The organism is Bradyrhizobium sp. USDA 4501 (assembly GCF_054062115.1).
This window is the reverse complement of the sequence record NZ_JBSSEX010000001.1, coordinates 2,790,087-2,803,625: the sequence shown is the minus strand read 5'-3', so window position 1 is coordinate 2,803,625 and position 13,539 is coordinate 2,790,087. Positions and strand designations below refer to the sequence as shown.

Genomic DNA, 13,539 nt, shown 5'->3' with positions numbered 1-13,539 from the left:
GGGACCCGGCTCGCGGCCGTTCCCCGCTACGGGAAAGGCCGATCTCTGCCATCTTCAAGTCGGGAGCGGCAATTGGCTAAGAACCCGTACGATGTGTTGGGAGTGTCCTCCTCAGCTTCGGCTGCCGAGATACAAAAGGCCTATCGCAAGCTTGCGAAGAAGCTGCATCCTGACCTCAACCCCGGCGACAAGGCTGCGGAGGAAAAGTTCAAAGAGGCGGCCGGCGCCTATGACCTGCTTAGCGATGCCGACAAGCGCAAGCGCTTCGATAATGGTGAGATCGACGCGACGGGAGCTGAGCGGCCGCAGCATCACTTCTATCGCGACTACGCCGATGCTGGAGACCCGCATGCTTACACGAGCGGGGCCGGCTTTGCCGACTTCATGAATTCGGACGATGCGCTTGCCGAGCTGCTAAGGCGCGGGCAGCGCGCACGCGCAAACCGGCGCGGTGAAGATCTCCATTATCGCCTGCCTATCGAGTTCGTCGAATCGATCAGCGGTGCAACCAAGCGAATCACACTGCCGGATGGCGGGACGCTGGAAGTGAAAATTCCCCCGGGCCTGGTAGATGGGCAGGTTTTGCGCTTGAAGGGCAAGGGAGCTCCCGGTGCCGGCAAAGGCGGACCAGGCGATGCCCTCATCGAAGTCGAGGTCATGCCGGATCGGCGCTTCATGCGGGACGGCGACAACATTCTGCTCGAAGTGCCGATCTCGTTGACCGAGGCGGTTCTGGGCGGTCAAATCCGGGTGCCGACACCGACCGGTGATGTTACGATGGCGGTGCCGAAGGGATCGAACACAGGCACGACACTGCGCCTCAGAGGAAAGGGCGCCCCGCGCCGAGGGGGAAGTGCCGGAGACGAATTGGTGAAGCTGACGATCGTCCTGCCGAAATCGCCGGATCCGGAATTGGAAGCGTTCGTCGAGAACTGGGCCAAGGGGAGAGAGTTCGATCCGCGCGAAGGCACCTTGTGATGACCCTCAACAAACAGGAATTTCTGATCTCGTCGGGACTGCGGGTGCAGACACTCGAGTTCTGGCTGGAGCAACGATGGCTGATTCCAACCGAGGCGGCTTCAGGCGCGCAATTCTCTGACGCGGACGTCGCCCGCGCGCACCTGATCCGCGATCTCAAGAGCGATCTAGGTGTCAACGATGAGGGGATCCACGTCATCCTCCATCTCATCGATCAGCTGCATGGTGTTCGACAGGCTTTCGCGCTGATGCGTACCGCACTTGACGACGATTCACGAACGGTTTGACAGAACGGGTGACCACGGTCGATCGGGGGACAGGCATTAGGGAGCAGCTATTCGATGGAACGCACGCTCGGCAACGGACCGATTGTTGGCTTGGTGCTTGAGGCCCTGGTCCGCACGCTCCTCGTGAGAACGTCTTGTCGTCCGATGACGTGTGGGCCTTGCTCCTTGAGGCGGCGACGTGCCTTGACGTTGACGGGGACCCGCAAACGCCGCAGGCAGCGAAGATCATGGTCGATGAGGATCTGGCGCCCGTCTTCCTTGGTGACGACAAGAAAGCGTCGATCGATCCGCACTTTGGGAAGTCCTCGTTCATCTCGACACCGACCGAAGAAAAGTAACCCGCGCGCGAGCGTTAACGCGAGCGCGCCGTCGCCTTGGAGAACAACCCCAGAGATGGGTGGGGAACACTATGCCAACGTCTTCTCTATCGCCGAATTGACGGTCGCGGACAACGGCTTCAAGCGCTGGCTTGGGCATCCTGCGATGTTCGCGATCCAGCCGAGGAGCGGAATGGCTTATGGCCTGGCGTGGCCTGTGGTAGGCATACTGTTTTGCCTTCGCTTTTTTCATGGCGCTGGAGAAGGCCATCGCCCTGCGTTGAGATGGTGGTCGTCAAGAGCGGTGTCGGGAGAGATATGAATGTCTGAGGAAACCCCGCGTGACGTTGCCGAACCGGTGGTCGACCCGGAATTTGGACCTTGGCTTGCGCAAGCCTCGATTCTTGTCGTTGACGACGAACCCGGCATACGCAATTTCCTCGTCAAGCTCCTGCGACCTCGCTGCAGGCTGATCGAGGAGTCCGCGGACGCCAGGGATGCGTCGCGGAAACTCGATGGGCAGCATTTCGACGTCGTCATCCTTGACAATGTCATGCCTGGAAAGAGTGGCCTGGATTGGCTTGCCGAGCAGCGAGCGATCGGGTTCTTCACCGATGTCATCCTTATGACCGCCTATGCTGATCTTGATACAGCAATTGGCGCACTGCGCATCGGCGTCATCGATTTTGTGATCAAGCCATTTCGATCCAATCAATTGCTGAATGCGGTTGCGCGTTGCCTTGACCGGGCGAGACTGCAGCGGGAGAATTTCGTACTGCGCCATGAGCTGAAGTCGTCCTCGCAGCAGCTGTATCTGCGAAACAAGCTCCTTGGGGCATCCGCAGCAATTCAAAAGGCACGGGAGACTATCGCCCGGGTGGCGCCGTTGCCGACGCCGGTTCTGTTTACTGGCGAGTCCGGAACAGGCAAGGAGGTTGCCGCTCGATCGCTCCATTCGCTGTCCAACCGAGCGGACAAGCTGTTCGTGCCGGTCAACTGCGGCGCAATCCCTTCAGAAATGATCGAAAGCGAACTCTTCGGCCATGTGAGGGGGGCATTCACCGGCGCAGGGAAGACCCGAGAGGGTCTTTTTATGTTCGCGCAAGGCGGCACTCTTTTCCTGGACGAGATTGGCGAGCTCCCCTACCATCTGCAAAGCAAGCTGTTGCGTGTGCTTGAGGATCGTCGGGTGCGTCCCGTCGGCTCGGAGCGAGAGGTGCCGATCGACGCCCGGTATGTCTTCGCGACCAACGCCGATCTGCAGAAGCGGGTTGCAGCCGGCACCTTTCGCGCGGATCTCTATTTTCGCATCAACGTCATGCAGATCGATCTTCCGTCCCTTCGGGAGCGCGATCAGGATGTGCTCGAGCTCGCCGATATCTTCATGCGTGAGATTTCCGATCAGCTTGGTATGCCGCGCGTTCCAATCGACGTCGGAATGCGTACCTTCCTTTTGCAGTACGATTGGCCAGGCAACATACGGGAGCTGCGCAATCTGATTGAGCGGACGGTGATCCTCGGTGAATTCCGGGAGGACTATCTCAAGTCACGAGCCGAAAGATCGACCAGTGATGTCACACTCGCCGATGTGGAGCGGCGACACATCCTTTTTGTGCTTCGCGAGTCGAGAGGCGACCGTGAGGAAGCGGCACGCCGTCTCGGCATCTCGCGCAAAACGATCGATCGCAAATGCGCAAGTTGGCAACTCTGATAACGAGTTTTTCTCCAAGGGCCTCCGTGCGGTATCGCCTGCTGGCGATGGCACTCTTGCCGATGCTCGTCATTCTTCCGTTGCTTCTTGCGATCAGCATTTATCGCTGGAACGTGAGGTTCGACGCAGTATTGACGTCCAAGGTCCATGACGACCTGACGATCGCCAGGCAATATCTCGGACGAATTTTCGAGAACACGGAGGACTATCTGGTATCGTCGGTGAATTCCGCGCTCTTTCAGTCGATTGTGCAAACCCCGGGCTATGAGCGTGGTGCCCTGAGCGATTATCTCAAGGACATCGCGCAGGCGCGCGGCTTCGATTTTCTCTACATTATCGCTGACGATGGCGCGGTGATCGCGAGTGAATATCAGATGGCGGCCGCGCCACGATGGAATTGGCCCGTCATCAGCTCGGCGCTTGAGGGACGGGCACGAACCGCGATTGATGTGTTTCAATCCATGGAGCTCGCGGCGATCTCCGCCGATCTTGCGAAGCGCGCTCAGATCGACATCGTCGCGACACCCGGAAGCGCGCCGACCACGCGGACGCAGGAGAGCCGGGGGCTGGTACTGCAATCGGCGACGCCGGTTTCGCTGCCGAACGGACGAAAGGCCGCGTTGGTCGGTGGAATGCTGCTCAATCAGAACCTCGCCTTTGTCGACACGATCAATGATCTGATCTACTTCGGGGCGGGTTTGCCGGAAGGCAGTCGCGGGACCGTGACGCTGTTCCTCGATGATGTGCGTGTCAGTACCAATGTGAGGATGTTCGAGGGGCAGCGTGCAATTGGCACGCGCGTCTCTGCGGAAGTTCGAGATGCGGTTCTCGATCGTGGCCAGACTTGGCTTGATGGCGCATTCGTCGTCAACGACTGGTACATCTCTGCCTATGAGCCGATCCGTGACAGCTATAATCGTCGCGTCGGAATGCTCTACGCCGGCTATCTTCGGCAACCGTTCACCGCAGCGAAGCGTGGTACGGTTCTGGAAATCGCGCTGGCATTTGTCGTCGCGGTTGCGCTGACTGTTCCGCTGTTCTTGACGTGGGCGGCAAGTATCTTCCGGCCTCTTGAGCGGATGACGACAACGATTTCGAAAGTGGAAAGCGGCGAACTAGGCGCACGAACGGGACCCGTCGATGGGCGCGACGAGATCGAGCAGGTTGCGGTTCATCTGGATCGACTGCTCGATCAGATCCACGAGCGCGACGCCCAGCTGCGGCAATGGAACCAGGAGCTCAACCAGCGCGTCGAGGAGCGCACAAACAAGCTCCTGCATGCGAACCAGCAGCTCGAAGCAACAACCAGGCAGTTGATCATGTCCGAAAAGCTCGCTGCAATTGGCGAAATCACCGCTGGTGTAGCCCATGAGATCAACAATCCCATCGCGGTGATGCAGGGCAACCTGGAGATCATCAGGGATATGATGGGCGCCAGGGCCGACGAAGCAAAAACGGAGTTTCGGCTCATCGACGAGCAGATGCATCGCGTCAGTGAAATTGTGACGAGGCTTCTGCAATTCGCCAAGCCACAGGAGTATGCCGGCTTTACCGATCAATATGATCCAGCCGTCGTCGTCACCGACACGTTGCCACTCGTTCAGCATCTGCTGAACAAGACAACGATCAGCGTCGAAACGGAATATCACGCCTCACGCCTGGTCTCAATGAATCGCACTGAATTGCAGCAGGTGCTGGTCAATCTCCTCGTCAACGCAATTCACGCGACGTCCGGAGGCGGGCGTTTGACGATTCGAACCTTTGATCGGGATGAGGGCAGGCGCCGTGGCGTCATGATCGATGTGACGGACACCGGCGGCGGTATGACGCCGGACGTGATGCAGCGGATCTTCGATCCATTCTTCACCACCAAGAGGCGGGAGGGAACCGGCTTGGGGCTGTCCATCAGCCAGATGCTTGTAACCCGCCAGGGTGGTAAGATTTCCGTTGAGAGCGAACCCGGCAAGGGTACGACATTTACGGTCTGGCTGCCTGCGGAGGACTGATGGCGACCGAAGAGCCGGTGACATTTCGTCCCGCTGCAAAGACAAATTGTCCATCGGCCCCTGGCCGCGGTCATCAAGCGATTGATATCGCGTGAAGCCTCGCTTGGCATGGCTGTTGCTGGAATCGCCAAGGGCGGCAGGAGCTTCAACCGCGTGCAACAATGAGTCTGAGGTCAAGGAGACGCAGCAATGCCACGTCATCATGGGAAGATGCCCCCTGTTCCGCCGGCCAACCGTAGCCCGAAGGGCACCGGCGGTGACCCCGAAGTCAAGAAAGATACGTCGTCGAAGAAGCGCGAAGACAACTACGCGGAACAGGGTGATACAGCAAACATCCGCGAGAACACCACCAACGAGGGCTACTTCCAGGGACACCGCATCAAATGATGCCAGGCAGGCCGATGTTTTCCGGCCGTTGGTGACACCTCCCAGCCTGGTGTGAAGAGCGAGGAGCTCCAGAAATGAACGTTGTGTCCAACCAGCAGCTATCGAAAGATATGCAGGCCAAGGCGCATCTGCTCATCAATCAGGTCGGTCTCATGCCGCAGGCACAGGATCGGCCGTTGGAAGCGGACGACCTGCTCTTTTATATCAGTGAGACGACGATGCCGATGGCGGCCTTTTTGCAAAACCACGGGCTGTTCATGGACGATCAGGGGCTGCATTTCGACTTTTCGCAATTCGATGCCATCCGCGAGGTCGCCGTCAAAGTCGTTGCTGAGCATGACGCTGGAAAGCTGGACGGCGTGTGGAAGCAATTCGATCTCTCTACCGACGATGACGCCGACTACAATGGCGAGTACATCCTGCTTGCCCTTGCCGCCCTCGCGATCATGTATGGTCAGGGGAACTAGGCGAGCTGGGCGCCCCGCCCCGCTGTACCAGCGGCAGGATCGCGAACGAGGAGATGCCTGATGACGCTGATTGAACTGGCTGATGCGCTGGAAAAGGGTAAGCGCGATTTTCCGCGCACGTTGTCGGCCGCGATTTGACGGATGGCCTTCGTATCGGGGCGATGCTGAGCCGTTCAGGCAGTGGCCGCTTTGGGGAAGTTGAAGGGCAACAGGTCAGCGATATCGGCGTTGTCCACGCGCTGAGGCAACTCGGTGAGCACATGGCGCAGCCATGTTAACGGCTCGACACGTGAGGCGCGGCAGGTCAGCATTAGGCTGTAGACGACGGCGCTGGCCCTGGCTCCGTCGACGGTGTCGCTGAACAGCCAGCTTTTTCGGCCGGTGGCAAAAACCCTGATGTCGCGCTCCAGAAGATTGTTGTCGATCGGCATCCTGCCATCTTCGGTGTAACGCGTCAGATAGTCCCATTGGTTCCGGGTGTAAGATACGGCGTCGCCAAGCTTGCTGTCCGGCAGGACCTTCGGGGCGATTTGATCGAGCCATTCCTTGAGGGCGTTCAGGACAGGAATGCTGTGTTGCTGGCGGAAGCGACGGATGCATTGATCCGGCGTTTCGTCTCTGTCCGGTTTCTCGTCCCGCGCCTGCCTTTCAACCCGGTAGAGCTGCTCGAAGAACCGCAGCGCCTGCTCGGGCGGCCCGCCGCCCTTCTTTCTCGCTTTGAGGGCGTCGACAAAACGCCGCCGGGAGTGGGCCATGCATCCAATGTGGGTGGCCCCTTCCAGCGTGCGCCATGCGCTATAGCCGTCACTCATCACGATGCCACGGTAATCGCCGAGGAAGACCTGCGGGTGGATTTGGCCGCGGCCCGGCTGATAATCCAGAAGAACGATCGGCTCGTGACTATCCTTGCCGCTGCGATACGCCCACATGTACGATGTGCTGGTGGCCGCTTTGTCCTTCTCCTTGAGGACCTGAACCGTCGTCTCGTCGCCATGGATGAGAGGCTGCGATCTGAGCCGCAGCTTCAGGGCGTCATAAATGCGATGCAGATGCTTCTCGCTCGAGCCGATCACCCAGTGGCCCAAAGCGCCGCGGCTGACAGGAACGCCTGCGCGTTCGAAGGCCTGCGCCAAGCGGTAGAGCGGCGTGCCGTCGACATATTTGTGAACCAGCGCGAACGCCAGCGTCGAGGCCGTGGCAACGCTGCCCGGCAACGGCTGCGTCGGCATCGGCGCGGTCACGACAGGGGCGTTGATCCCGGTGCGATCGCAATGGCGGCAGGCATATTTGAAGCGCACATTCTGTAAAACCTTCGCCTTCACCTCGATATGAAGTTGCTCGGTGACAGCCTCGCCCATGCGATGCATCTGGCCACGGCAGCAAGGACACGCCTTCTGATCGTCGGGCAGGTCATACTCGACGCGCTCGCGCGGCAGGTTTGCCGGCAGCGGCCTGCGGCCGCGCTTCTTTCCCGTCGTGCTTTCGACCGATGGCAGACCCGTGTCCGGAAGTTCGGCGGTATCGTTCGTTTCGCTGCCGGCGTCATCCTCATCGGCGGCCTGCTCGGCTTCATTGAAGAGACGGTCGACGTGCTTTTCGCTGCGCGGCGCAAAACGATGCAGGCGTGCCAGCGCCAGTTCTTCCTCCAGCTTGACGACGCGCTCCGTGAGCTGACGATTCTCCGCCTCCAGCGCGGCAATGCGCGCCAACAGCACCTCGACACTCGGATTGCCGGTTCGATTCATCGGATTCTTGAATCTGAACCGTTCCGACGCGTCAACCGCTCAACTCAAGAGCTCAGCCGGCAACCTGATATTGCCGCACCGGATGACGGACCATCGCATCGATATCGATGCCGTCGAGGATCCAGTGCAACTGCTCGGTCGTAAGCCGGACGACCGCCTCCTGGCGGCGCGGCCATCGGAACTTGTCCTCGGTCAGCCGCTTCAGGACCAGCACAAAGCCGGACCGGTCGAAGAACAGCAACTTCATCCGGTCGCAACGGCGATTGCAGAACGCAAAAACCGCCGGCACAAACGGATCGAGCGCCATCGTCTCCTGAACCAGAACCGCAAGGCTGTTGATGCCAGCTCGGAAGTCGATCGGCTCACGGTGCAGATAGACCTGCAGGTCACCGCCCAGTCTGAACATGGCCCAGGGCTCCAATGATCGCCGTCAATGCATCCACATCCCCGCATTCCAGCGCGAGCTTCACGCCATTCGGCAGCGACGCGCTCACTTTGGCCGGAGAACAAAAAGCTGGAGACCCCTTGGATTCCGACCCACCCACTTCATCGCAGGTCGCCGGCAAATCCACCGCCTCCACACTGCCTTGCCGCGACAAACCCCGCTCGGCGGCCCCCTCAAGGTGAACCGGGATGAACGCCGAGGGTGACGACGACGGCGCCGACCTGGCCGCGGCGTCCTTCTTGATCCACTTCCGAAGCAGGTTCGCGTTGACCCCATGTTCGAGTGCAAGTCTCGAGACCGAAACGCCAGGCTCAAGGCAGGCCGCCACAAGACGCTCCTTCGATGTCGTCTCAAAGCGCCGGCGACCGTTCCGACCAACAAGCCTGACACGCAGTTTCTGACCATCGTCGCTCATCATGAGGTGTCCACCTATTTAAGTGGACACCTCATGCATCAGAGCACTCAAAACCAAAAGGTGCGGGGAAATTCGCGCTTACGGAAAAGGTTGACGAGGAGGCGTTTGCCTCAATGCTGTTGGAGTACGAGCTCAATCACGATGATGAGCCCAAGGTCGTGAAGACGATGATCGTCGAGGCGCTACGTTTTGCGGACGCGCACGGATTTCGTGCAGCCCGGCCGTCACTCGATGAGGCCGACTAGTCGCGCCGTCGTCTCGATGTGTTGTTCCGAAACGCTTCCAGAGCTCGCTTAAAGAGCTCATACCGGAACTTTGCGTCCCTTAGCCCAATCTAGCGAAATAGCCGGCCATGGCCGACGTAGGTGAATGATCGACGCAGCCTCATCTGGGCGTGCCGGTTCTTGGAAGGCTAGACGTTCTCGAGGGTTATCGCCGATCGCCCTCATCGATTTCGATCCATATCGGACGGTAGTTTTGACAGGCAATCTTTCACCCTCAGTCTGGTGAGTAGTGCCCCAAAGCGACACGCAGGACATTTTGTCCGTTTTGCTTTCGACAAGTTGTCCGATAGCGCTTCCCTCCTACGACGCAACTGATTGATATCGTAGAGCTTCCGATGTGGCACATGAGTTGCTCAGGATTGGGGGCCGCAGCGGCAACGACAATCCGTCACGTACTGCCGGCCTCCGGCCCGATATCGGCAAGGATCGCACTTTGGCACCGCCGTTCACCCCCGAGAGAGGACCCCATGGCGTTTCATCCGTTGCATGACTGCGTTCTGCTCGGAAGAACCGAGGTCGAAGAGAAAACAGCCGGTGACATCTGAACCACGAGATCCACGGCGACGCGCGTTTGTCGCAAGCACCAGGCGGTGCGCCGTCGCGAATGTTCTCTCCAGAGGAGATGTCCATGTCCTTCACGCTTCCTGATCTGCCCTACGCGCATGACGCGCTCGCTCCCTACATGTCCAGGGAAACGCTGGAGTATCACCACGACAAGCACCACGCCGCGTATGTCAATGCGCTCAATGCCCTTATCAAAGGCACCGAATGGGAGGGAATGAGCCTGGAGGATGTCGTCATCGGCTCCTTTGGAAGCAACGTTCCTGTATTCAACAATGCGAGCCAGGACCTGAACCATACCTACTTCTGGAAATGGATGAAGCCGCACGCCGGAAGCGCGCTGCCGGGAATCCTGGAGCGGCAAATCAAGGCGGACTTCGGTTCGATCGAGAAGATGAAAGAGGAGTTCGTCGCCGCCGGCGTCGGGCAGTTTGGCTCTGGCTGGTGTTGGCTTGCAGTGCAGAACGGCAAGACAATTGTTATGAGAACGCCCAACGGCGAGAATCCGCTCGTCTATGGTGCAAAGCCCATACTGGGCTGTGACGTTTGGGAACACTCCTACTATATCGATTACCGCAATCGAAGGGCCGATTACATTAGGGCGTTTCTCGAGCACCTCGTGAACTGGGAGTATGTCGAGGATCTCTTCAAGAGGGCAGCGTGACCGATGAAGCGCATATCGACTGGCACAACCGGACGCTTCACGCTCGTCGTGAAGCCCGAACATCTGGCCAACCGGTTCAAGGACAGCATCCTGCCGCCGGTGTTGGCGACACCGGTCATGATCATGGCGATGGAGAATGCTGCCCTCAATGCCGTTCGTGATTATCTCGAGCCGGGCGAGAGCGTGGTCGGCACCATGGTCAACGTGCAGCATCTTGCTGCGACTGTGGTTGGACAGACGGTTACCGCCATGGCCGAAGTCACAGCGGTCGACGGCCGCCGGATCGCATTTTCCGTCCGCGCCTCCGATGAAATCGAGGAAATTGGCAAGGGGACTCACGAGCGGATGGTCGTTGAGCTCGCCAAACTGAGAAAACGCCTTGACGAAAAGGTCGCGCGATCCGCGGCCACCCGCGCCACGCCGCGCTGAGACCGGGGCGCTTCATACTGCAGTCGTCTAGAGCCGGAATTGATCATCAACCAGGGGCAATAGCCATGTTCGACCTCATCGTCCATCCCACCGAGGGCAAAGCCGAAGGAATCAGGCAGAAGCTTCCAGGCGCGCGACACGCTGCGCCGACGCCTGCCGGATCGTAATTCCGTTCCTGACCATTGACGACAGACCGCGCGTTTGAAAGGCGGCTTCATGAATCCCGAAAAATTTACTGACCGCACGAGGGGCTTTATCCAGTCGGCGCAGTCTCTGGCAACACGGGAGGGTAACCAACAGTTCACGCCTCTCCATGTGCTCAAGGTGTTGCTCGACGACAACGAAGGCTTGGCCGCCGGTCTGATTGATCGGGCGGGTGGAAACTCGCGGGCGATCCTGCACGCGACGGAAGCGGCTTTGGCAAAACTGCCGAAGGTGTCCGGTTCAGGTGCGGGACAAGTTTATATGGCGCCCGACACCGCGCGCCTGTTCACCGCTGCGGAGGAGCTAGCGGAAAAGGCGGGCGACAGTTTCGTCACCGTCGAACGCCTGCTGCAGGCCTTGTCCACGGACAAGAGCAGCGAAGCGGCGAAGATCCTGGCGCAAGGCGGCGTCAATGCCCAGGCTCTTGGCACCGCGATCGATTTGCTCCGGAAGGGCCGCACCGCAGACAGCGCGTCAGCCGAGAATGCATATGACGCACTGAAGAAGTACGCCCGCGATCTGACGCAGGCCGCGCGTGACGGCAAACTCGACCCGGTGATCGGTCGCGACGAGGAGATACGTCGCACAATCCAGGTGCTGTCGCGCCGCACCAAGAACAATCCGGTTCTGATCGGTGAACCGGGTGTCGGAAAGACCGCCATCGTCGAGGGGCTCGCCTTGCGGATCGTGAACGGCGATGTTCCCGAGAGCCTGCAAGACAAAAAGCTGCTCGCGCTCGACATGGGCGCGCTGATTGCCGGTGCCAAGTATCGCGGCGAGTTCGAGGAACGATTGAAGGCCGTGCTCTCCGAGGTGACATCCGCGGATGGTGGTATCATCCTCTTTATCGACGAGATGCACACGCTCATCGGTGCTGGCAAGACAGACGGTGCGATGGATGCTTCCAATCTCCTCAAACCCGCGCTGGCTCGCGGCGAGTTGCACTGTGTGGGTGCGACCACGCTCGACGAGTACCGCAAGCATGTCGAGAAGGACGCCGCGCTTGCCCGCCGTTTCCAGCCGGTCTTCGTGTCGCAGCCCACGGTGGAGGACACGATCTCGATCCTGCGCGGCCTCAAGGACAAGTACGAGCAGCATCATGGCGTACGGATTTCGGACGCCGCGCTGGTCGCCGCCGCAACGTTATCCAACCGCTACATCACCGACCGCTTCCTTCCTGACAAGGCCATCGATCTCGTCGACGAAGCTGCCGCACGGCTCAAGATGCAGGTCGACTCCAAGCCGGAGGAACTGGATTCGCTCGACCGCGAAATCGTGCGTCTCAGGATCGAGCAGGAGGCACTCAAGAAGGAAAGCGATGCCGGGTCGAAGAGCCGTCTGAAGACGCTCGACGGGGATCTGGTCGATCTCGAGAAGCGCTCCGCCGACATGACGACGAAATGGCAGGCCGAAAAGAGCAAGCTCTCGGACGCCCAGAAGATGAAAGCGCAACTCGAGCAGCTTCGTACGGAACTGGCGAACGCGCAGCGAAAAGGTGAATACCAGCGGGCAGGCGAGCTGTCTTACAGCACGATTCCCGAACTGGAGAAAAAACTGGCTGCCGTCGAGGCCAGCGAGAGCAGTTCGATCAGCGAGACGGTCACGGCCGACAATATCGCCCAGGTAGTTTCGCGCTGGACCGGCGTTCCCGTCGACAAGATGCTCGAGGGCGAGCGGGAGAAACTCCTCCAGATGGAGGAGATGATCGCCAAACGCGTTGTCGGACAGACACAAGCGGTTCGTGCCGTGTCAACGGCCGTGCGACGGGCCCGCGCGGGATTGCAGGACCCGAACCGGCCGATGGGCTCGTTCATGTTCCTTGGCCCGACTGGCGTCGGCAAGACGGAACTGGCCAAGGCCCTTGCGGAATTCCTGTTCGACGATGAGCACGCCATCCTTCGCATCGACATGTCGGAGTTCATGGAGAAGCACTCGGTCGCACGGCTCATCGGTGCGCCTCCGGGCTATGTCGGTTATGACGAGGGCGGCGTGCTCACGGAAGCCGTGCGGCGACGACCCTATCAGGTCGTCTTGTTCGACGAGATCGAGAAGGCGCATCCGGATGTGTTCAACGTGCTGCTGCAGGTGCTGGACGACGGACACCTGACCGACGGCCAAGGGCGGACAGTGGATTTCCGCAACACGCTCATCATCATGACCTCAAACCTCGGGGCGGAATACCTCGTCAATCAGGTGGAAGGCGAAAAGACGAGTGCCGTTCGCGACAAGGTGATGGAGATGGTCCGCGCGCATTTCCGGCCGGAATTTCTCAACCGCATCGATGCGATCATCTTGTTTCAGCGGCTGCAGAAGAACGACATGGGCCGAATCGTCGACATTCAGTTCGCGCGTCTCCGCAAGCTCCTCGACGATCGCAAAATTACACTGTCGCTCGACGCCAAGGCCCAAGCCTGGCTCGCCGAGAAGGGCTGGGACCCCGCCTATGGCGCCAGGCCATTAAAGCGGGTCATCCAACGATATGTACAGGATCCGCTGGCCGAAATGCTGCTCGCGGGCGACGTCCGCGACGGCTCGACCGTGCAGATCTCGTCGGGGAAAGACGGTCTGACATTCAACGGGAAGACAGTGAAGCCTCCGGATGAGGACGAAGCGATCTGAGCGTCAGGCTTGAGAAAGAC

Annotated in this window: 14 protein-coding genes; 11 read left to right on the top strand and 3 right to left on the bottom strand. The window is 59.6% G+C overall.

Annotation, left to right across the window (positions count from 1 at the left end; translation table 11 throughout):
- The first annotated feature begins 72 nt into the window (after nucleotides 1–72).
- From ACVWZM_RS12705 to ACVWZM_RS12675, 7 genes are all read left to right on the top strand, one after another.
- Nucleotides 73–978 (top strand): DnaJ C-terminal domain-containing protein, encoded by a 906-nt coding sequence (locus tag ACVWZM_RS12705; protein WP_076825125.1) that lies wholly within the window; start codon nucleotides 73–75, stop codon nucleotides 976–978.
- On the top strand, nucleotides 978–1,265 hold the full coding sequence (locus tag ACVWZM_RS12700) for a chaperone modulator CbpM (protein ID WP_076825123.1): 288 nt from the start codon (nucleotides 978–980) through the stop codon (nucleotides 1,263–1,265). The genes ACVWZM_RS12705 and ACVWZM_RS12700 overlap by 1 nt, the downstream gene beginning before the upstream one ends.
- A 134-nt stretch (nucleotides 1,266–1,399) precedes the next feature.
- Nucleotides 1,400–1,603 (top strand): hypothetical protein, encoded by a 204-nt coding sequence (locus ACVWZM_RS12695; protein ID WP_456853377.1) that lies wholly within the window; start codon nucleotides 1,400–1,402, stop codon nucleotides 1,601–1,603.
- A 301-nt stretch (nucleotides 1,604–1,904) separates the two neighbouring features.
- Nucleotides 1,905–3,293, top strand: coding sequence for a sigma-54-dependent transcriptional regulator (locus ACVWZM_RS12690; protein ID WP_076825120.1), 1,389 nt, complete (start codon nucleotides 1,905–1,907; stop codon nucleotides 3,291–3,293).
- Nucleotides 3,272–5,299 (top strand): sensor histidine kinase, encoded by a 2,028-nt coding sequence (locus tag ACVWZM_RS12685; RefSeq protein ID WP_456853376.1) that lies wholly within the window; start codon nucleotides 3,272–3,274, stop codon nucleotides 5,297–5,299. Before ACVWZM_RS12690 ends, ACVWZM_RS12685 begins: the two co-directional genes overlap by 22 nt.
- Before the next feature lie 189 nt (nucleotides 5,300–5,488).
- On the top strand, nucleotides 5,489–5,686 hold the full coding sequence (locus ACVWZM_RS12680) for a hypothetical protein (protein ID WP_456853374.1): 198 nt from the start codon (nucleotides 5,489–5,491) through the stop codon (nucleotides 5,684–5,686).
- A gap of 74 nt (nucleotides 5,687–5,760) precedes the next feature.
- Nucleotides 5,761–6,153: a hypothetical protein gene (locus ACVWZM_RS12675; protein WP_456853372.1), complete on the top strand. Its 393-nt coding sequence runs from the start codon at nucleotides 5,761–5,763 to the stop codon at nucleotides 6,151–6,153.
- A 173-nt stretch (nucleotides 6,154–6,326) separates the two neighbouring features.
- Here the strand turns inward: ACVWZM_RS12675 and tnpC are convergent, their stop codons facing one another.
- The 3 genes from tnpC to tnpA are packed head-to-tail and all read right to left on the bottom strand — an operon-like array spanning nucleotide 6,327 to nucleotide 8,758.
- Entirely contained in the window at nucleotides 6,327–7,898 is a 1,572-nt protein-coding gene (gene tnpC / locus ACVWZM_RS12670; protein WP_141343446.1) for an IS66 family transposase, read from the bottom strand.
- 52 nt (nucleotides 7,899–7,950) lie between these two features.
- Nucleotides 7,951–8,304 carry an IS66 family insertion sequence element accessory protein TnpB gene (gene tnpB, locus ACVWZM_RS12665; protein WP_076834308.1) on the bottom strand — a complete coding sequence of 118 codons (354 nt, stop codon included), beginning with the start codon at nucleotides 8,302–8,304 and terminating at the stop codon, nucleotides 7,951–7,953.
- Nucleotides 8,285–8,758 carry an IS66-like element accessory protein TnpA gene (gene tnpA / locus ACVWZM_RS12660; RefSeq protein WP_253610664.1) on the bottom strand — a complete coding sequence of 158 codons (474 nt, stop codon included), beginning with the start codon at nucleotides 8,756–8,758 and terminating at the stop codon, nucleotides 8,285–8,287. Before tnpA ends, tnpB begins: the two co-directional genes overlap by 20 nt.
- Nucleotides 8,759–8,871: 113 nt before the next feature.
- Between tnpA and ACVWZM_RS12655 the strand changes: the two genes are divergently transcribed.
- From ACVWZM_RS12655 to clpB, 4 genes are all read left to right on the top strand, one after another.
- Nucleotides 8,872–9,003 carry a hypothetical protein gene (locus ACVWZM_RS12655; protein ID WP_456853370.1) on the top strand — a complete coding sequence of 44 codons (132 nt, stop codon included), beginning with the start codon at nucleotides 8,872–8,874 and terminating at the stop codon, nucleotides 9,001–9,003.
- A 667-nt stretch (nucleotides 9,004–9,670) separates the two neighbouring features.
- Nucleotides 9,671–10,267, top strand: a complete 597-nt coding sequence (locus tag ACVWZM_RS12650) for a superoxide dismutase (protein WP_316396434.1) — start codon at nucleotides 9,671–9,673, stop codon at nucleotides 10,265–10,267.
- 3 nt (nucleotides 10,268–10,270) lie between these two features.
- Complete coding sequence (locus tag ACVWZM_RS12645; protein ID WP_057016348.1) at nucleotides 10,271–10,696, top strand: thioesterase family protein; 426 nt, start codon at nucleotides 10,271–10,273, stop codon at nucleotides 10,694–10,696.
- A 216-nt stretch (nucleotides 10,697–10,912) separates the two neighbouring features.
- Nucleotides 10,913–13,519, top strand: coding sequence for an ATP-dependent chaperone ClpB (gene clpB / locus ACVWZM_RS12640; RefSeq protein WP_456853368.1), 2,607 nt, complete (start codon nucleotides 10,913–10,915; stop codon nucleotides 13,517–13,519).
- The last annotated feature ends 20 nt before the right edge of the window (nucleotides 13,520–13,539 follow it).

Coding starts and splice junctions, on each gene's coding strand:
- ACVWZM_RS12700 (WP_076825123.1), top strand. CDS start 978: ATGACCCTCAACAAACAGGAATTTCTGATCTCGTCGGGACTGCGGGTG.
- ACVWZM_RS12690 (WP_076825120.1), top strand. CDS start 1,905: ATGTCTGAGGAAACCCCGCGTGACGTTGCCGAACCGGTGGTCGACCCG.
- ACVWZM_RS12685 (WP_456853376.1), top strand. CDS start 3,272: ATGCGCAAGTTGGCAACTCTGATAACGAGTTTTTCTCCAAGGGCCTCC.
- ACVWZM_RS12680 (WP_456853374.1), top strand. CDS start 5,489: ATGCCACGTCATCATGGGAAGATGCCCCCTGTTCCGCCGGCCAACCGT.
- ACVWZM_RS12675 (WP_456853372.1), top strand. CDS start 5,761: ATGAACGTTGTGTCCAACCAGCAGCTATCGAAAGATATGCAGGCCAAG.
- tnpC (WP_141343446.1), bottom strand. CDS start 7,898: ATGAATCGAACCGGCAATCCGAGTGTCGAGGTGCTGTTGGCGCGCATT.
- tnpB (WP_076834308.1), bottom strand. CDS start 8,304: ATGTTCAGACTGGGCGGTGACCTGCAGGTCTATCTGCACCGTGAGCCG.
- tnpA (WP_253610664.1), bottom strand. CDS start 8,758: ATGAGCGACGATGGTCAGAAACTGCGTGTCAGGCTTGTTGGTCGGAAC.
- ACVWZM_RS12655 (WP_456853370.1), top strand. CDS start 8,872: ATGCTGTTGGAGTACGAGCTCAATCACGATGATGAGCCCAAGGTCGTG.
- ACVWZM_RS12650 (WP_316396434.1), top strand. CDS start 9,671: ATGTCCTTCACGCTTCCTGATCTGCCCTACGCGCATGACGCGCTCGCT.
- ACVWZM_RS12645 (WP_057016348.1), top strand. CDS start 10,271: ATGAAGCGCATATCGACTGGCACAACCGGACGCTTCACGCTCGTCGTG.
- clpB (WP_456853368.1), top strand. CDS start 10,913: ATGAATCCCGAAAAATTTACTGACCGCACGAGGGGCTTTATCCAGTCG.